The sequence below is a fragment of the Synechococcus sp. CBW1108 genome, assembly GCF_015840335.1.
In the GTDB taxonomy this organism is placed as follows: Bacteria; Cyanobacteriota; Cyanobacteriia; order PCC-6307; family Cyanobiaceae; genus Cyanobium_A.
Genome location: NZ_CP060395.1, coordinates 142,647 through 160,551 on the forward strand (window position 1 = coordinate 142,647; position 17,905 = coordinate 160,551).

Genomic DNA, 17,905 nt, shown 5'->3' on the forward strand with positions numbered 1-17,905 from the left:
GGCGGCACACAGGCCAAAGGCTGGCTTAGCAACAGGCCCAGGCAGCCTTCGGGTGATGGGCTTCTTCGTTCAACTCACCGACGCCATCGCCGACCGCCAGTCGCTGCTGGTGACCGGGCTGGATCCCAACCCGGAGATGCTGCAGAGCTGGGCAGCCCGGCGCGGCCTGGCGGGCCGCTCCTTCCTGAGCCAGGCCCGCCACTGGATCAAGGCGGTGATCGAAGCCACCGCGCCCCATGTGTGCGCCTACAAACCCAGCCTGGGCTTTTATCAGGCCCTGGGGCCGGTGGGGCTGGAGCTGCTGCTGGAGGTGCGCGACCTAGTGCCCCGCGATCTCCCCCTAATCATCGACACCAAACACGGCGACCTCAACTCCTCCTCGGCCCTGGCCCACTACCTCTTCAAGGACCTAGGCGCCGATGCGGTGACCCTCTCCCCCCTGGCCGGCCAGGACATCGCCGCCCCCTTTCTGCTCTACCCAGACAAGGCCGTGGTGATGACCTGCCACAGCTCCAACCAGGCGGCGCGCCAGATCCAGCACTACCCCAATGAGGAGGCACCGCTCTATCTGCAAATTGTGCGGGAAACCCAGCTGTGGGCTACCCCCGACCAGCTGCTGCTGGAGGTGGGCACCAGCGATCCGGCGATCCTGGCGCGGGTGCGCTCCGAAGCGCCGGAGCGCTTCTTGATCCTGCGCAGCCTTTGGGGAGAAGAGGAAAAGCTCGACGCCATGCTGCAGGCAGGCCTCGGGGCCGCCGCCGATGGGCTGCTGCTGCCGCTGCCCCAAAACCTGCTGGTGGAAGACGACATGGCCAGCCGAGCCGAGGCGCTCAAGCTGCAGATCATGGCCAAGCGGGAACGGTGGCTGGAAAACAGCGAGCGGGGCGACGCCGACACCTGCGCCCTATGGCTGCCTGGGACCCAACCAGCGGTCGCCCCCTTGGAGGGCCTGATCGTCGACCTGTTCGATATCGGCTGCTTGCTGTTCGGTGAGTATGTGCAAGCCTCGGGCGCCGTTTTCAACTACTACGTAGACCTACGCCAGATCATCTCCGACCCCAACCTCTTCCATCGGGTGCTGCACGCCTATGCCACCCAACTTGAGGGCCTGCACTTTGATCGCATCGCCGGCATCCCCTATGGCTCCCTCCCCACCGCTACCGGTTTGTCCCTGCAGCTGCACAAGCCGCTGATCTACCCCCGCAAGGAAGTGAAGGCCCACGGCGCACGCCGGCTGATCGAGGGGGACTTCGACGCCGGCGATCGGGTGGTGGTCGTCGACGACATCCTGATCACCGGCGGCAGCGTGCTGGAGGGCATCGCCAAGCTCGAGAGCTCGGGGCTGGTGGTGGAAGATGTGGTGGTGTTCATCGACCACGGCGGTGACCACGACCGCCAAGCCCGGGAGCGGCTGGCTGCGGCGGGGTACCGCTGCCACTCCGTGCTCAACATCGAGCAGATCACCTCGGTGCTGCACCGAGCTGGCCGGCTAAGTGATGCCCAGGCAGCCACCCTGGCTGCCACAGAAGGATGACCCCGCTCCTGCTGGCCCAGGCTCCCAGCCTCGCCACCGTTCCCCTCGAGGGCCAGGTGCTGTTCATCGGCATCCTGTTTCTGGGCACCCTGGCGATCAGTCGTTTTTCGATCCAGGTGGGCATCCCAGCCATCCTCGGGGTGTTGGTGCTGGGGTTGGCCATCAACATCCATGTCCTCGACGTGACCCACCAGCAGGCTGAAAGCCTGCATGTGCTCTCCCTCGCCCTGCTGCTCTTCTACGCCGGGCTGAAGACAGACCTCAAAGCGATCAGGGGCTTTTTGGACTATGGCCTCGCCTTGGCCGTGGGGGGCGTCGGCGTGGCCACCCTGCTGCTCGGCGGCCTGATCTGGCTGCTGTCCTCCTCTGCCGGCAACAGCATTGCCCCGGGCTTCAACAACGCCATGCCCCTGGGGGCAGCGCTGCTGATTGCGGCCTGTCTCGGCTCCACCGACGCCGGCGCCACCATCAGCGTGCTGAGCGCGGTGCGGCGCCAGGTGCCCGAGCGGCTGCAACACCTCCTGGAATTTGAATCGGCTGTCAACGACCCGGCGGCCCTGCTGCTGTTCAGCCTGGTGATCGGCCTGTTCAGTGGCTCCAGCGGGGAACCAGGCCTGCAGGGGGGCAGCGAGACCGCTGTGCTGCTGAATGGCCTGCGCAACTTTGTGCAACAGGTGGGTGGGGGCCTGATCGTGGGCGCCCTGTTTGGCTATGTCGCCCGGTTTGTGATCAACCAGCTGGCCCGGGATCGATCCCAGCTGCTGATTGTGGCGATGTCGATTACATTCATTGACTACGGCTGCAGCCACTTTCTGGGTGGATCAGGCTTCATTGCGGTGTACATCACTGGTCTGATCATGGCGAATATGTCCTATCGCAACGCCGAGATCAACCATGAATCGATTCAGCATGTGCTGCTGCCTTTCAACACCATGGCGGAGATCTGCATCTTTTTGATGTTTGGCCTGCTGGTGAATCCCCTCAGCCTGCTGCCAGCCCTGCCGGTGGGCCTGATCACCGCCGCCGCACTGATGCTGGTGGCTCGACCGCTCAGCGTCTTGATCTTTCAGCCCCTCTCCCCCTTCAACGCCAGGGAGAGCCTGTTGATCTCCTGGTGTGGCCTGCGGGGGGCCGTGCCCCTAGCCCTCTCCTACCGGGCCGTTGACCAGCTCAGCCAGCTGCAGGGCGTAGCCGCCGAAACCCTCACCGCCCTGGCCCAAAACGGCCAGAGCACTGTCTTCATCGTGGTGTTGATCAACCTGCTGGTGCAGGGGCTCAGCCTGCCCCAGCTCTGCCGCCACCTGCAGCTGGTGCCTGTTGCGATCCCCTGACCCCAAGGTCCTAGGGTGGAAGGGCGTCTTCGCAACTCCTTGACGCCCCCGCGAGCGATGAGCAGCAGCCAGGGACTCACCATCGGCGAACTCGAGGCGAATTACTCGCTCTATTGCAAAGCCCTACGGTTGCTTCTTAAGGAAGGTAAAACCGTGGCTGCAATCCAGCGCACCGTCTGCTGGAGCCGACTTGAGCAACTGCACATCTGCCTGCCCAGTCGCTACAAAGCCCCCGATTACCTCTGCGTGGTGTTGAAGCGCGACCTGGCCTGAGCAGCCGCCAAACCTGCCCAGCCTGATCTCCCGGGCGCCGATGCAATCGATTTCCGATCCCTTTTTGCGCCGGCCCGTGCTCACCCTGGTGGTGAGCCTGCTGGTGCTGCTGGCGGGATTGGTCAGCCTGCCCCTGCTCCAGGTGGAAAATCTCCCCCCGATCGCCCCGGGGAGGGTGACCGTGCGAGCCACCTACCCCGGAGCTGGCCCGGAGGTGGTGGAGCAGGGGGTCACCGCCCTGCTGGAGCAGCAACTCAACGGTCTGGAGCGGCTCGACAGCATCCGCTCCACCAGCTCCGCCAACGGCAGCTCGATCTCCCTGGGATTTGAGGGGGGCGACCCCGAACTCAACCAGATCAACACCCAGAACGAAGTTGCGGTGATAGCCCGCCAACTGCCAGCCCAGGTCGCCCGGTTTGGGGTGCAGGTGCGGCGCAGCTCCGACGACCTGCTGATGGTGCTCAGCTTCAGCGCCGATCCCCGCCTCTACAACGACACCTTTCTCAGTGGCTGGCTGGACCAGGTGGTGAAGGAGCGACTGCAACGGGTGCCTGGGGTGGGCAACGTGGTTCTCTCCGGCGGCAGCAGCCTGGCTTTTCGCCTCTGGCTCGATCCGATGCGGCTAGAGGAGAGGGGACTCACGATCGCGGAGGTGAGGGCCGCCCTGCAGCAGCAGAATGTTCTCGCCGCCCTGGGCCAGGCAGGTGAAGCGCCCAGCCCGGCCGGCCAGCAGATCACCCTGCCCCTGCGCATGGAGGGGCGGCTTCGCAGCCTGGCTGAATTCGAGCAGCTGGTGGTGGCCCGTAGCCCCAATGGCGGCGTCACCTTGCTGAGGGACGTGGGCCGGGTGAGCCTGGGCAGTGAGACCTACGACACGATCGCCACCAACCTCCAGGGCAAACCCACCGTGGCGGTGGTGCTCTACCAGCGGGACGGCAGCAACGCCATCGCCGTGAGCAAGGCGGTGAATGGGGCCCTCGAGGAGCTCTCCCCCCAGTTTCCGCCGGGCATCGAGCAGCAGCTGATCGTCGATGAGGCCGATTTCGTGCGCGGCAGCATTGACGGCACCATCGCCAGCCTGCGCGATGCGGTGCTGCTGGTGTTTGTGGTGCTGCTGCTGGGCCTGGGCAACAGCCGGCTGGCCCTGATCACATCAGCCGCAGTGCCGGTGGCATTGATCGGGTCGCTGAGCGTGTTGAAACTGGCTGGCCAGTCGCTCAACACCCTCACCCTGTTTGGCCTGGTGCTGGCTACGGGGCTGGTCGTGGATGACGCCATCGTCGTCAGCGAGGACATCGGAAGCAGGCTGGAGGCCGGTAAGCCCCCGCTGCAGGCCGCCCGGGAAGCCATGGCCGAACTCGGCGGCGCCGTGGTGGCCACCTCCCTGGTACTGGTGGTGGTGTTTATCCCGGTGCTGGGGCTGGGCGGCAGCATGGGTCGCCTCTACGCCCCGATCGCGATCACGATCAGCGGCGCCATCGCCTTCTCCACCCTCAACGCCCTTAGCTTCACCCCGGTAGCCGGCAGCATGCTGCTGCGTCCCCAGCAGCGCGAGCCGGGCTGGCTGCTGCGCTGGATCGATCCACCGCGGCGCTGGCTCGAACGCCTGGAGGCCCCCTACGGCCGAGGACTGGAGTGGGCGATGGGCCGGAGGCCCCTGGTGGTAGCCCTGCTGCTGGCGGGGCTGCTGCTCACCGGCGGGGCCCTGCAGACCATTCCCAAGGCCTTCATCCCCCAAGAAGACAACGGCCAGCTGCGGGGCGTTGTGATCCTGGCCGATGGCCTGGGGCTGCAACAGACCCAGAAGGTGCTCGATCAGGTGCGGCAGGTGGTGGCCAGCGAGCCGCTGATCACGCGGGCCAATTTCTATGCGGGGCGCTCCTTTGGCGACAGCAGTCCAAACAAGGGGATCTTCTATCTGCGCCTGGCCCCGATCGCCGAGAGGTCTGGCGCTGAAGCCTCCACCCAGGCCGTGGCCCGGCGGCTCGACACCAAACTGCGCAGCCGCATCACCAGCGCCGTGGTGCAGCTCAGCGAGGCCCCCTCCGTGCGGGGCTTCAGCGCCGAAGGGGGTCTGGAGCTCGAACTGCTCGACAGCAGCAACGGCCAGCTGAGCCTCTCCGACTTCGAGCAGCAGGCCCAGGAGTTCATCCGCGCCGCCCGGGCCACGGATCGCTTTGAGCGGGTCTCGACCCGCTTCAGCGCCGGATCCCCCCTGGTGCAGCTGGTGCCGGATCGGCTGCAGATGGCCTCCCTCGGCGTGGATCTGGCCGCCGTGGTGGACACCCTGGGCGCCAGCTTCGGCAGCGACTACGTCAACGACAGCTTTGAGAGCGATCAGGTGCGCAAGGTGATCGTGCAGCTCGACGGCCGGGACCGCCGCAGCGCCAATGACGTGCTGGCCCTGCGGGTAAAAAACCGCGAGGGCGAGCTGATCCCCCTGGCCCAGTTGGTGCGGCTCGAGCAGGCCAGCGGCCCCACCTCGATCAACCACACCCGCCTGGTGCGCTCCATCAGCGTCAGGGCGATTCCGCGCCCAGGGGTGAGCAGCGGCCAGGCCATGGCCAGCCTGGAGCAGGTCAAGGGGCAACTGGGAAGCAGCACGTCCCTGGAGTGGGCAGGCCTGGCCCGGGAGGAAGCCCGGGCGGGGGGCAACAACCTAAGGGTGTTTGCCCTGGCCATCCTGGTGATGGTGCTGGTGCTGGCGGCCCTCTACGGCAACTTCGCCGACCCCTTCATCATTCTGGTCACCGTGCCCCTGGCCATGCTGGGAGCGATTGGCGGCCTGCTGCTGCGCGGCCTACCGCTCGACGTCTACGGCCAGATGGGGCTGCTGGTGCTGGTCAGCCTGGCGGCGAAAAATGGCATCTTGATTGTGGAATTCGCCAACCAGCGAATGGCTGAGGGCCTGGATCTGGACACGGCAATCCAGGGGGCAGCCAAGGCCCGTCTGCGGCCGATTCTGCTCACGGCCTTCTCCTCTCTGGCGGGATTCTTGCCCCTGCTGTTGGCCAGCGGCTTCGGCTCGGGCAGTCGGGTCAGCATCGGCACGGTGGTGTTTTCCGGGCTCCTGGTGGCAACGCTGCTGAGCCTGTTTGTGGTGCCGGTGGTGTACCGGCTGATCAAGGGCTGGGAAAGGGGCAGACCTAGGGCGGCTGAGATGTCTGCCCCGTCCTAGGGGTCAGTCGAAGCCGAGCAGGTCGAAGATCTCCCGATCCTTGAGGGATTCGGCCTCCAAGGGCTCGACGTCATCGAGCATTCGGCGGGCCAGATTCAGGTATTCCTGCTGCACCGCGTCCACTTCCGGTGTGCTTTCCATCTCGAAGATGGTGCACTTTTTGAGGCGGGATTTACGAATCGCGTCCACGGTCTTGAAATGGGCCATGGTGCGCAGGCCTGTGCGGGCGTTGAACTTGTCGATTTCGTCGGTCTCCTCAGAGCGGTTGGCGATCACACCGCCGAGGCGCACCTTGTAGTTCTTGGCCTTGGCATTGATGGCCTGCATGATCCGGTTCATCGCGAAGATGGAGTCGAAATCATTAGCCGTAACAATCAGGCAGTAGTGAGCGTGCTGCAGCGGTGCGGCAAAGCCCCCACACACCACATCTCCCAACACATCAAAGATCACCACATCGGTTTCTTCGAGCAGGTGGTGCTCCTTGAGCAGTTTCACCGTTTGGCCAGTTACATATCCACCGCAACCAGTACCGGCCGGAGGCCCGCCGGATTCCACACACATCACCCCGTTGTAACCCTCAAACACGAAGTCTTCCGGCCGCAATTCCTCGGTGTGGAAATCAACGGTTTCGAGGATGTCGATGACCGTGGGCACCATCCTCTTGGTGAGGGTGAAGGTGCTGTCATGCTTGGGATCGCAACCGATCTGCAGCACTCGCTTGCCCAGCTTGGAGAAGGCGGCCGACAGGTTGGAGGAGGTGGTGGATTTGCCGATCCCCCCCTTGCCGTAAACAGCAAGCACCAAGGCGCCTTCCTCGATCGCCATCGAGGGGTCCTGGTGGACCTGCAGGCTGCCCTCGCCATCGGGCCGGGATAGGTCGGGACGTTGAAGAGTTGATGTCATACCAATAGGTGCTTGATCAGACCCAGTCGAATATCCATCCTGCTGCGGGCAAACCGCTGCCTGCCTGGGGTATGGGGGATGCGCATGCAAAGCGAAACATACCCATGCCAAGCGACAGCAGCAAAAAGGGAATCAGGAACTGAAGTGGGCCTTGGCCTCGTATAGGGCCTCGCTGTCGATCAGGGCCAGGCCCCGGTCGCGGGCATAGGCCTCGGTGTTCTTGCGCACCTTGCCCCGTACGAAGAAGGGAATCTTGGCCAATTCCGCCTCCCCATCAGGGCTCCAAACCAGGCCCGATGGGGACGAGCAAGCGGCTGGAGCAGCGGCAGTGGCTGAGACAGTGGCTGGCTCAGCGACCGGGGCACTGGCCCCCTCCAGGTGGCTGAGGTGGCCATCGACGAATTCAAAGTCGTGGCGGAACATGCCGATCAGGTGCTCCTCCAGGCCCATCATCAATGGGTGCACCCAGGCATCAAAGATCACGTTGGCCCCCTCCCAACCCATCTGGGGCGAATAGCGGGCAGGCACATCCTGCACATGCAGCGGTGAGCTGATCACGGCGCAGGGGATGCCCAGGCGCTTGGCGCTGTGGCGCTCCATCTGGGTACCCAGCACCAACTCCGGTGCCGCTGCCGCCATCGCCGCCTCCACGGCGAGGTAATCGTCTGTGATCAGGGCCTCCAGGCCCAGCCCAGCCGCCGCCGCCCGCACCTCCCGGGCAAGCTCCCGGCTGTAGGTTCCCAGACCCACCACCTTGAAACCCAACTCCTGGCTGGCGATGCGGGCTGCGGCGATGGCGTGGGTGGCGTCAGCGAAGATGAATACCCGCTTGGCCGTAAGGTAGGTGGAATCCACCGAGCGGGAATACCAGGGCAGGCGGGAGCGCCGTTCGGCCTGGCACACCCCATCGGCGCCGGCTTCCAGCTCGGCAGCCAGCTCCAGCCCGAGCAGGGCATGTAACTCCCGCAGAAATGCCACCGTGGCCCCAATGCCAAGGGGCACCGTGCGCACGGTGGCCATGCCGAAGCTGCGCTCCAGCCAACTGCACAGGGGCGCCGCCACCTCGGGGTAGAGACACACGTTGGCGTCCGCCGTGGGAATTCGCATCAGGTCTGCTGGCCTGGCCCCCAGGGGCGCAACCACCGTGACATCGATGCCGTATTCACCGAGCAGCCGGGTGATCTCCCGCACGTCGTCGCGGCAGCGGAAACCCAGCAGGCTCGGGCCCAGCAGATTGACCCGCGGCCGGCGACCCTCCTGGCGCCAGCGCTGCGGCGATGGCTTCTCGAAGCCCGGCGAGGGCAGCTGGGCCTTGAGCAGCCCGCGCACCAACTGATAGAGGGTTTCAGCGGCGCCCCAGTTCTCCTTTTTGGAATAGGCCGGCAGATCGAGGCTCACCACCGGGATGCCGCCGAGGTCCATGCTCGCCGCCAGGGACCCAGGCTGGTCCTGGATCAGCTCGGCGGTGCAGCTCTCGCCCACCAGCAGGGCCTCGGGCTGGAAGCGGGCCACGGCTTCGGCGATCGAACGCTTCACCAGTTCGGCGGTGTCGCCACCCAGGTCGCGGGCCTGGAAGGTGGTGTAGGTCACCGGCGGCCGCCGGTCGCGCCGCTCGATCATGGTGAAAAGCAGGTCGGCGTAGGTGTCCCCCTGGGGCGCGTGCAGCACGTAGTGCACCCCCTCCATCGACGTGGCAATCCGCATGGCGCCCACGTGGGGGGGGCCTTCGTAGGTCCAGAGGGTGAGTTCCATCGAGGCTTAGAAAATTGGCAGGGGGGAAGGCCGGTTAGGGCAAATGACCCAATCAGGCAAAAGAGAGAAGGGCGCGGCGGCGCAGGGAGCGGGCAAACAATTCGGCCAGATCGCCGGCCTGGTCGCAACCGTGGATGGGGCTGAATACCAGCTCAATCGACCACTTCGTAGCGATGCCCTCGGCCTCGAGGGGATTGGCCAGGCCGAGGCCGCACACAACCAGATCAGGCCGCTCGGCCCGGACCCGCTCTAGTTGACGTTCCACGTCCTGCCCCTCGCTGATGCGGGTGCCGGGTGGCAACAGGGCCAGCTCGGCATCGAGCAGTTGGCGGTCGAGGTAGGGCGTGCCCACCTCCACCAGCTCCATGCCGCACTCGCGGTGCAGGAAGCGCCCCAGCGAAAGCTCCAGCTGGGAATCTGGCAGCAGAAAGAGCCGTTTGCCGGCCAATAGCTCCCGGTGGGGAGCGATGGCCCGCTGGCCTCGCTCCACCAAGGGATCGAGCACCTCGGCCACCAGGGCCGGCGCCACCCCGAAGGCAGCGGCGGCAGCGGCCATCCAGGCCCGACTGCCCTCCACCCCAAAGGGATAGGGGGCAGTAAGCAGCTGGCCGCCGCGGCTCACCAGGGCCCGCGCCGTGGCCGAGAGGAATGGCTGGGCCAGCAGCACCCGGGTGCCGGACCCAATTGGGGGCAGCTCGGTGGAGCGCCGCGGCGGCAGGCTCGTTACCACCGGAATACCCAGACGACCAAACAGCTGCACCAGCCGGTCTTCCACCGCATCGGCCAGGGTGCCGACGATCAGCAGCTGATCAACCTGGCTGGCTGGCATCAGGGGAACCATCGCCAGCAGGGCCTGGTCTTCTCCCTGGGTGAAGGTGGTTTCGATGCCGCTGCCGCTGTAGTTCAGCACCATCACCCGGCCGGCCAGCTGGGTGTTGAGCCGCTCGGCGGCCTTGGCCAGATCCAGCTTGATCACCTCGCTGGGGCAACTACCCACCAGGAACAGGGTGCGGATTTCGGGGCGCCGCTCCAGCAGATCCTTCACCAGCCGGTCGAGCTCATCATTGGCATCGGCCAGGCCGGCCAGATCCCGCTCGCCCAGAATCGCAGTACCGAAACGGGGTTCGGCAAAGATCATCACGCCGGCGGCGCTCTGAACCAGATGGGCGCAGGTGCGGGAGCCCACCACCAGGAAAAAGGCATCCGGCATGCGCCGGTGCAGCCACACAATCGAGGTGAGGCCGCAGAACACCTCCCGCTGACCGCTCTCCTTGAGCAATTCGGGATGGAGGTCATCAATAACCTGAGATGCGCCCATCCAGGCGACCCCTGAGGAAAGAACCTTTCAGGGCTAACTGAGCCAACGGGCAGTTGGTGGACAACGCCTACAAATGTTCGGGATCAGGCCACGGTCATTAACCTGAATTGCTGTTCCAGCCCAACCAGCCCCGTTCCAACCCACCCAGCAGCCCTGGCCCTTGGCCCCCCGCAGACCCCCCAACAGGCGCAACCGCAAACCTTGGCGAGCTCCGCTGGCCCTGGTCCTGCTGGTCAATGCTGGAGCCCTGGGCTACCGGCTCAGCGAAGGCTGGGACTGGGGGGATTGTTATTGGATGGTGCTGATCACCCTCAGCACCCTGGGGTTCAGCGATGGCCACACCCAGGTTCTCAGCGCCGCCGGCCGCGTGGTCACCACCCTGCTGATCCTGGGCGGCCTGGTGGTAGTCCAGATCAGTATCCAAGGCATCCTGGGACTGTCCGAATCTGGTTACTTTCGGCGCCTGCGCGAGCGCCAATTCCACCGCTGGCTTCTCAGCATGAATGACCATGTCATCCTCTGCGGCTACGGCCGTATCGGCCGCGAAATCGCCGAACAACTCACCCGGGAAAACGTGCCGTTGCTGGTGGTTGAGATGGACAGTGAGCGCCGGGACGCGGCTGAGGAGCGCGGCCTGGCGGTGATCTCCGCCGACGCCACCCTCGATGAAACCCTTCTCGAGGCGGGCATTCACCGCTGCCGGGCCCTGGTGGCCGCCCTACCCAACAACGCCTCCAACCTCTACGTGGTGCTCAGCGCCAGGGGCATGGCGCCCAACTGTCGTCTGATTGCCCGCTCCGATAGCGAGGAGGCCGAGCGCAAACTGCTGCTCGCCGGCGCCGACCAGGTGGTGAGTCCCTACGTCAGTGGCGGCCGGGCCATGGCGGCAACGGCGCTGCGCCCCCTCTCGGTGACCTTCATGGATCTGCTGGCTGGCTCCGACTGTGAAGTGGAGGAGTTCCTGCTCAGCAGTGACCCGGATGACCTGGGCTCCCTCGATGGGGCCTCCCTGGCCGAGCTCCAGATCGGCGCCCGCTCAGGTGCCCTTGTGCTGGCCATCCTGCCGCCCAAGGCGAAGCCGGAAGTGGAAGTGCGCCAATACCGGGGTTCCCAGTACAGCCCCGAAGCCCCCACGCTGATCGCCAACCCAGCCGGCGATACAAAACTGGGGCCAGGCCAGATGCTCGTGGTGTTGGGCAGCCAGCAGCAGCGGGAAAACTTTTGCCTGCTGCTGGGCTCAGCCCTCAAAAGCGTCGATGCGATGACCAACTGAAGTCAGGGACCAACTGAAGTCAGCCCCGCTGTGCCCGAGACCAGGAGGCCGGGGAAAAGACATGGCCATGCTCCAGGGCAATGGCCACCACCGCATCGGCGTCAGCGGCCACAACCCGGGCCTTGAGGGCGGAATCGGCATCCACCTTGACCATGAAGGCATTGAGCTGGGATTTCGACATGGGAGGTGGGGGAGAGTTTTCACCCTATGCCTAGCCAGGATCATGCGGTCGCGACGAGATCCGCCGCCCCCCTAGAACCGGCAGGCAGCCCTGTAGGGTGATGAGTGATTCAAAGATTTCTCTCTAGCGAGCTGACCACTTTCTCTTGGGCCGTCGAAGGATCCATTCATAGTTTCTGAGTTCATGACCATTTACGTCGGCAATCTTTCCTTCGATGCAGAAGCGGAAGATGTCCAGCACCTGTTCAGTCAGTACGGGCAGGTGAGCAAGTGCAGCCTCCCCCTCGACCGCGACACAGGCCGCAAACGCGGTTTTGCTTTCGTGGAGATGGCCAACCCCGCTGAGGAAACCAAGGCCATCGAGGATCTCCAAGATGTGGAGTGGATGGGTCGCGCCATCCGCGTCAATAAAGCCGAGCCCCGTGGCGGCGGTGGTGGCGGCGGCGGTCGCCGTGATTTTGGCGGCGGCGGTGGCGGCGGCTACGGCGGTGGCTACGGCGGCGGCGGTGGTGGTGGCGGCGGTCGCTACTGAGCCAACCGAGCCAACCGGCTCCAGCCAATCCCGGTCACCCCAGTGACCCCAAACCGTCCCCCAGCGGGGCGGTTTTTATGGTCCCGCGGCTTCCTAACCTGAAGCCATGGCAAGCCACCCTCCGCTGGTGCTGGTGCACGGTCTTTGGGATACCCCGCGACTGTTCCATCGCCTCCAGGAGAGGCTGGGAGATCGGCGCTTCCCCCTGCTGGTCCCCCATCTGCCCATCTGGCTCGGTCGCACCCCGGTGCAGGAGCTGGCTCGGATCCTGGGCAGCCACATCGAGGCGGCCTTCGGCCCCCATACCCCCATCGATCTGCTTGGCTTCTCGATGGGTGGGGTGATCGGCCGCACCTGGATTCAGCTGCAAGGGGGCCACTGCCGCACCCGTAGGTTCATCAGCGTGGGCAGCCCCCAACAGGGCACCCCTACCGCCCAACCCTGGCCCCGCTGGCTGGTGGCTGGTATCGCTGATTTGAAACTGGCCAGCCCCCTGCTGCACGAACTCAACGGCAACCCGGCCACTCTTCAAGCTGTGGAGTGCTCCAGCTTCTACTGCCCCAGCGACCTGATGGTGGTGCCGGGCTGGCGCGCCGTGCTGCCGGTGGGCTCGCGGCAGGCGTTACCTGTACTCACCCACCAGCAGCTGATGCGCGAACCAGCCGCCCTCGACGTGCTGACTGCCGAGCTGCTGCGGCCTTGAACACTCCTGATCCCCAGGCCCTTTCCCTTCTGGTGCGCTGGCTGCTGGGCTGGTGGCTGTGCCTGCCCATGCCGGCCTTAGCTGAGCTCACACCGGTTGGCCGGCCGCAGGTTTCGGTGCTGATCCCCGCCCGCAATGAAGCCCTCACCCTGCCTCGGCTGCTCAAGGCCCTCCAACTCCAGAGCCTGCAGCCGCTCGAGGTGATCGTGATCGACGACGGTTCTGGTGATGACACGGCGGCGATCGCCCGCGCCGCTGGCGTCAAGGTGATGACTTCGACGCCCCTGCCGCCTGGCTGGTGCGGCAAAAACTGGGCTCTACAGCAGGGGGTGGAACAAAGCCAGGGGGAGTTGCTGGTGTTTATGGACGCCGACACGGAACCCGCACCAACCTTTCTGGCCAAGCTGGTGGCGAACCAGCAGCGGCATGGCGGCCTGGTTTCCGTGCAGCCGTTTCACCGCACCGAAAAGGCCTACGAGCAGCTTTCAGTGTTGTTCAACCTGGTGGGGCTTATGGCAGTTCCCCTGGGGCCGCGGGGAGGGGTTGCCTTTGGCCCTGCCATGGCGACCAGCCGCAGGGATTACGACCAGATCGGCGGCCATGCCTCCGTTGCCGGCGAAGTGGTGGAGGATTGGTTTCTGGCCCACCGCTACGAAGCGGCGGGCCTGCCGGTGAGCGCCTTTCTCGGCACAACCAACCTGGCCTATCGCATGTATCCCGGGGGCCTGCGGGACATGGTGGTGGGCTTTGACAAAAACTTTGCAACCGCCGCAGGCGAAGTGCGCTGGCCCTGGATGCTGGCGGTGCTGCTCTGGATCTCCGGGCTGATCTGGGCCGCCTGGTGCCTGCCAGCCGCCCTGCTGCATTGGCCCATGGTGGGCAGCCAGGCCCTGGCGCCAAACCTGCTCCTCTATGGCGCCTATGCCCTGCAACTGCTAGTGATCACCCGGCGCGTCGGCAGCTTTAGCTGGATCAATCTGGTATTTCCAGTGCCGGTGGTGTTCTTCCTGGGGGTGTTCCTCTTGGCAATTTTCAACCTCGAACGGGGCTCGATCTCCTGGAAGGGCCGCCAGATCCCCACCCGCTGAGTCGGCCCATGGCAATTTCTCTGAAACCCTGAAGCCCGGCATTTTTGCGCCCGAATGGATTCAGAATGGGGCAATGGTTGAACCCATTCCTCCAGGTCGCTATCGCGTTCGCGCTGCCGTTGCAAGGGAGCAGAGCGTGCCCCTGCAGGTGCAGGCTGTTCGCTTCAACACCCGCGATGCCGCCGAAACCTTCGCCCAGCTCGTAGCCCAGGACCTGCTGCAGAGCGTGGTGGTGGAGAAGCTGGCCCCCGGGGGCTGCTGGCTGCAACTGAGCCTGGTGGCCGGCGCCAGCTGAACCAACTCCTGTTTAGCCAGCCCCAGGCCGGGCCCGAGCCCGCAGGGCCCCCTCGCTAGGAACCCGCAGATTCCAGGCCAGGCCCCAGCCCTCGAGCAGTCGAATAAACCGATAGGTGGGATCCGGCAGCAACACCAGGGATCCCGAACGCAGGGTGAATCCCTGGCGCACAGAAGCCTCAAAGGCGTGGTGCAGGTTGTGCCAGCCCTCCCCCAAAGTGATCAGCGCCACAAAGCGATTGTTGCGGCTGGCATCACCGGTGGCAAAAGGCTGATCCCCAAACAGATGGGCCAGGGAATTGACACTGGCCACCCCATGGAACAGCAGGGTGGTGCTGAGAAAAAATGCGGCCAGCCAAGCCATGCCGCCCAACTGCCACGAAAGGCCGGCCAGCAGGAGCACGGGCACGAAATGGAGCCGATCGATCAGCTTCATCACCGGATCGGCCTCCACATCGGCGGGCAGGGAGTCGGGGAAGAAGCTTGGGCGAAACAACCAGCCAACCTGGGAATGCCAAAATCCCCTCCAGCCCACTGAAGGCATCAGGGGCGTGTGGGGATCGGCAACGGTGTCCACGTGACGGTGGTGAAGCTGGTGATGGGCCTTCCACCAGCTGGGGCCCATCTGCCCCGCCGATGCCGCCACCACCGCACCAACCCAGGCAACGGGTCGGGCCACCCGGTAGCTGGCATGGGTTATCAGGCGGTGATAGACGGCCGTGGTGGCCAGCATGCGCACCAGATAGAGAAGCAGGGCCCAGCAGGCAGCGGCGAGGCTGAGGCCTGTCCAGAACAGCAGTAGGCAGCCAAGGTGACTGGCAATGATCAATACGGGCCCAAGGGCGTAGAGAAAGCGACGTAGGTGGCGAACCAAACCCACTCCTGATGGTGATTAACCCTAGGGCGGAGGCTCGACGGGATCTCGGCTCAGGGAGACGATCTGGGGAAGGAATACGAATGTGAGCGCATCGATGCATTCGGACTGGCCGTCCATGGCGCTCACCCCACCGGCGACAAAGTCAATCAGGCGCTGGGCCTCGCCGCGCTCCATCGCCCCGGCATGCACCAGCACGGTCTTGCGTTCGCGCACGTGGTGCACGATCCACTGGGCCTGGTCGAATCGGGTGGGGTGGAACACCACCACTTCGGGAAGCCAATCGCCAAATGGGCCCTGCATGCCTGGTGCAAACCCGATGACGCTCTCACCTCAACGTATGGCGCCAGCCAGCCGAGTGCAAGGCTGGAGGCAAATGGATCCGGAGGGATCTAGGGCTGGCCCCTGTGCAGGAGTTGATCTGCAGCTGCCCGGCGACAGATCCGGCGAAACGGAGCCAGGCCAATGCCAAACAGCTCCTCAAACAACCGGTTGGCCGCCATCACCGACGCCAAACCGCAACTGTGCACCTGCTGCTGGAGGGTGGAATTGGGCTGCTGGGCGATGCCTTCAAACAGGCGGCTCAGCCGAAAATGCTGCAACGCCTGAAAGGGGGTCTTGCCGCGGCAGTGGTCAAAACAGAGATCGAGCCATTCGGCACTGACCCCGATCGAATGGGCCAGCGCCTCCGAGCTGATCTCCTCAGAGAAGTGATGGGAAAAGTAACGGGCGGCCCGATTCACCACATCCAACTGTTGGTTGCGGCTGATCGGAATCGGCCTGTGCCGCAGAGGTGCAAACCGCATCACATTCGAGGATGCAGGGGACATTTCTGAACCAACAATTAGACCTCTGGCGCCGCCGCCGCAATCCCAGCCCCTGCGCAGCGGGTGAACTGTTGCATCGCGGAATCAAACGCAACGAACGACGTAAACGAACCCCCTACTGACTGCAGAGCTGGCGGGCCAGGTTCTCGCCACTGCGCAGGGCACCTTCGATGCGTCCAAAACCAACCCCGGCAATGAAGTCACCGCAGAATCCCAGCCGGCTTTGGGCACAGAAAATCAACTCTGCAGGAAGCCCCGGAGCCAGGGGAAAGGCCGCACCCCAACGCATCAACTGACGCTCAGAGCTGCCCAGGTCGGGTCGGCTCAGCCAGGGGGCCATCACGGCCTCCAATGCCGCCGTGAGGGCGGCGATCACGGTTTCCTGCCGGCCCTCATCGGGCGGCAGCTGGAGCATTTTTGCCACGGCGGAATGGGTGCCGTAGACGTCGAGGTGGTCGGCGGCAAAGGCATGGCTGGAATGGGCCACGACGGCACAACGGCCATCCGCCAGGGGCTGGATGGTGATCTGCTGGAGACCCCAACGCTGCTGGGCCGCCGCATCGAAATGCAGCAAGCTGAAGGGCAACTCTCGCCAGGGCTGGCCTGCGGCGGGATCCAGCACCACCAGCAGGTTGCTGCGGGCCTCGGTGCGGATGCCCGCAATCAGGGTGAGGGCATGGTCGAGCTGGAGATCGGCAAGAGCAGCAGCGGCCTCCTTGAGGGGCACGTCGTGCCAGCCAAAAATCATGCGACTGCGGGGATGGGCCAGCAGGGTGCTGCTGAGCACCAGCCACTGGGCCTGGCACAGCAGCTGTCGGTCTGGTCCGTAAAGCTGCCAAAGGCCGTCATGCCACGCTAGAAAGCGCACCAGGGTGCCGTAATGGGCCTCGAAGGCCTTGCCGGCAAGGCTCAACAATCCCTGGCAGAGATGGTCCATGCCACCCAGCCCCCGGTAGAGGGTGCCCAGACCCATGGCGTCGGATTGACCCAGCCTGAGGCTGGATTCGCCCTGAAGCTGGGCGATCACCCCGGGCCAGGGCTCAATCCAGCCCCCCGAGAGCAGCGGCTGGAGCAAGTGGGGATCCGTTTCAGCGGTGATGTTGAACAGGGGGGCGCCGTGGTCGATGCGCAGGGCTGGATCCTGACGGGAGCGACGGGTGCTGGCCCGACCACCAGGGCCCCTCCCGGTTTCCCAGAGGCTGATCGGGCCCTGGTGGCCCAGTAGGCGCAATTGGGCAGCCAGGGCGCAGCCCGAAACCCCGGCACCGATCACGGCGATGGATCCAAGGCCCAGGCGGGACATCGACACCAATGAAGCCTGCATTGACTTCAGGATGGCAGCGAACGGCAAGCCGTGAACCACCTCGACAAGTAGCGTTTATTCAAAGGGAGTTACTTTGGCGCGTTTTCTCGTGGTGCTTGAAGCAAGCGTTGCAATGACAGCAACGGCCATGCTCGAGGCCCTTGAGCCTGTTCTCCGGGGGCTCAGCGCCAATATTGAACACCGCACGCCAGTCCACTTCAGCGCCATGATTCGCGGTGGCGGAGAGGCCCAGCGGATGCAGCTGTTTGCCGACGTGCAGTCCGGCAGCGGCGAAAACAAACTGGAACTGGTGCTGCTCAGTCGCGAGGCCATGGGCTCAAAAGCGCCCCACACCCGCCAGGTATTTGAGTTGCTGCTGGACCTGATCGAGCGCAATGTGCCGGAGATGGAGCCCTGCTTTCGCTCGGATCGGGATGGCCCCCTGCCCTCGCCCCTGTGAGCAGGCGAGCACAAAACCCAGCGCGGCGCTGTCAGCGGCTTAAGAAAGCCTTAAGATGAGCACATCTGCATCACAGGCCGCC

18 protein-coding genes are annotated in these 17,905 nt (G+C 64.9%); 10 read left to right on the forward strand and 8 right to left on the reverse strand.

The annotated features are described in order from the left end of the window. Positions 1-55 precede the first annotated feature (55 nt). The 4 genes from H8F27_RS00800 to H8F27_RS00815 are packed head-to-tail and all read left to right on the forward strand — an operon-like array spanning position 56 to position 6,316. Complete coding sequence (locus H8F27_RS00800; RefSeq protein ID WP_197150327.1) at positions 56-1,534, forward strand: bifunctional orotidine-5'-phosphate decarboxylase/orotate phosphoribosyltransferase; 1,479 nt, start codon at positions 56-58, stop codon at positions 1,532-1,534. Further along, a complete protein-coding gene (locus H8F27_RS00805) occupies positions 1,531-2,865 on the forward strand; it encodes a cation:proton antiporter (RefSeq protein ID WP_197150335.1) in 1,335 nt (444 codons plus the stop codon). Before H8F27_RS00800 ends, H8F27_RS00805 begins: the two co-directional genes overlap by 4 nt. 57 nt (positions 2,866-2,922) lie before the next feature. Continuing rightward, the gene (locus tag H8F27_RS00810) at positions 2,923-3,138 is read left to right on the forward strand and encodes a DUF3136 domain-containing protein (protein ID WP_190388545.1); all 216 of its coding nucleotides are present in this window, start codon (positions 2,923-2,925) and stop codon (positions 3,136-3,138) included. A 40-nt stretch (positions 3,139-3,178) separates the two neighbouring features. Continuing rightward, a complete protein-coding gene (locus H8F27_RS00815) occupies positions 3,179-6,316 on the forward strand; it encodes an efflux RND transporter permease subunit (RefSeq protein ID WP_197150337.1) in 3,138 nt (1,045 codons plus the stop codon). 3 nt (positions 6,317-6,319) lie between these two features. Here H8F27_RS00815 and bchL read toward each other — a convergent pair whose 3' ends face one another. The 3 genes from bchL to H8F27_RS00830 all read right to left on the reverse strand — a co-directional run bounded on the left by bchL (position 6,320) and on the right by H8F27_RS00830 (position 10,289). Next, positions 6,320-7,219: a ferredoxin:protochlorophyllide reductase (ATP-dependent) iron-sulfur ATP-binding protein gene (gene bchL / locus H8F27_RS00820; protein ID WP_197150339.1), complete on the reverse strand. Its 900-nt coding sequence runs from the start codon at positions 7,217-7,219 to the stop codon at positions 6,320-6,322. A gap of 132 nt (positions 7,220-7,351) precedes the next feature. Continuing rightward, the gene (locus H8F27_RS00825; protein ID WP_197150342.1) at positions 7,352-8,971 is read right to left on the reverse strand and encodes a ferredoxin:protochlorophyllide reductase (ATP-dependent) subunit B; all 1,620 of its coding nucleotides are present in this window, start codon (positions 8,969-8,971) and stop codon (positions 7,352-7,354) included. A 52-nt stretch (positions 8,972-9,023) separates the two neighbouring features. Further along, positions 9,024-10,289, reverse strand: a complete 1,266-nt coding sequence (locus tag H8F27_RS00830; RefSeq protein WP_197150345.1) for a ferredoxin:protochlorophyllide reductase (ATP-dependent) subunit N — start codon at positions 10,287-10,289, stop codon at positions 9,024-9,026. 160 nt (positions 10,290-10,449) lie between these two features. On the opposite strand from H8F27_RS00830, the gene H8F27_RS00835 reads away from it, so the two are divergent. Then, positions 10,450-11,562: a TrkA family potassium uptake protein gene (locus H8F27_RS00835; protein ID WP_197150347.1), complete on the forward strand. Its 1,113-nt coding sequence runs from the start codon at positions 10,450-10,452 to the stop codon at positions 11,560-11,562. Positions 11,563-11,581: 19 nt separating this feature from the next. On the opposite strand, the gene H8F27_RS00840 is transcribed toward H8F27_RS00835, so the two are convergent. Next, positions 11,582-11,743: a Nif11-like leader peptide family RiPP precursor gene (locus H8F27_RS00840; protein WP_197150355.1), complete on the reverse strand. Its 162-nt coding sequence runs from the start codon at positions 11,741-11,743 to the stop codon at positions 11,582-11,584. A 183-nt stretch (positions 11,744-11,926) separates the two neighbouring features. On the opposite strand from H8F27_RS00840, the gene H8F27_RS00845 reads away from it, so the two are divergent. From H8F27_RS00845 to H8F27_RS00860, 4 genes are all read left to right on the forward strand, one after another. Continuing rightward, positions 11,927-12,274, forward strand: coding sequence for an RNA-binding protein (locus H8F27_RS00845; protein ID WP_197150357.1), 348 nt, complete (start codon positions 11,927-11,929; stop codon positions 12,272-12,274). Between the two features lie 106 nt (positions 12,275-12,380). Continuing rightward, positions 12,381-12,977: a triacylglycerol lipase gene (locus tag H8F27_RS00850; protein WP_197150359.1), complete on the forward strand. Its 597-nt coding sequence runs from the start codon at positions 12,381-12,383 to the stop codon at positions 12,975-12,977. Continuing rightward, a complete protein-coding gene (locus H8F27_RS00855) occupies positions 12,974-14,065 on the forward strand; it encodes a glycosyltransferase family 2 protein (RefSeq protein ID WP_231596428.1) in 1,092 nt (363 codons plus the stop codon). The genes H8F27_RS00850 and H8F27_RS00855 overlap by 4 nt, the downstream gene beginning before the upstream one ends. Before the next feature lie 73 nt (positions 14,066-14,138). Further along, positions 14,139-14,360 carry a hypothetical protein gene (locus H8F27_RS00860; RefSeq protein WP_197150362.1) on the forward strand — a complete coding sequence of 74 codons (222 nt, stop codon included), beginning with the start codon at positions 14,139-14,141 and terminating at the stop codon, positions 14,358-14,360. Positions 14,361-14,372: 12 nt separating this feature from the next. On the opposite strand, the gene H8F27_RS00865 is transcribed toward H8F27_RS00860, so the two are convergent. From H8F27_RS00865 to H8F27_RS00880, 4 genes are all read right to left on the reverse strand, one after another. Further along, positions 14,373-15,239, reverse strand: a complete 867-nt coding sequence (locus H8F27_RS00865) for an acyl-CoA desaturase (protein ID WP_197150365.1) — start codon at positions 15,237-15,239, stop codon at positions 14,373-14,375. A gap of 18 nt (positions 15,240-15,257) precedes the next feature. Beyond that, entirely contained in the window at positions 15,258-15,536 is a 279-nt protein-coding gene (gene sepF / locus H8F27_RS00870) for a cell division protein SepF (RefSeq protein WP_197150367.1), read from the reverse strand. An 89-nt stretch (positions 15,537-15,625) separates the two neighbouring features. Next, positions 15,626-16,039, reverse strand: coding sequence for a helix-turn-helix transcriptional regulator (locus tag H8F27_RS00875; RefSeq protein WP_197150375.1), 414 nt, complete (start codon positions 16,037-16,039; stop codon positions 15,626-15,628). 136 nt (positions 16,040-16,175) lie between these two features. Continuing rightward, positions 16,176-17,363: an NAD(P)-binding protein gene (locus H8F27_RS00880; protein ID WP_197150377.1), complete on the reverse strand. Its 1,188-nt coding sequence runs from the start codon at positions 17,361-17,363 to the stop codon at positions 16,176-16,178. Positions 17,364-17,496: 133 nt separating this feature from the next. Between H8F27_RS00880 and H8F27_RS00885 the strand changes: the two genes are divergently transcribed. Then, positions 17,497-17,823 (forward strand): hypothetical protein, encoded by a 327-nt coding sequence (locus H8F27_RS00885; protein ID WP_197150379.1) that lies wholly within the window; start codon positions 17,497-17,499, stop codon positions 17,821-17,823. The last annotated feature ends 82 nt before the right edge of the window (positions 17,824-17,905 follow it).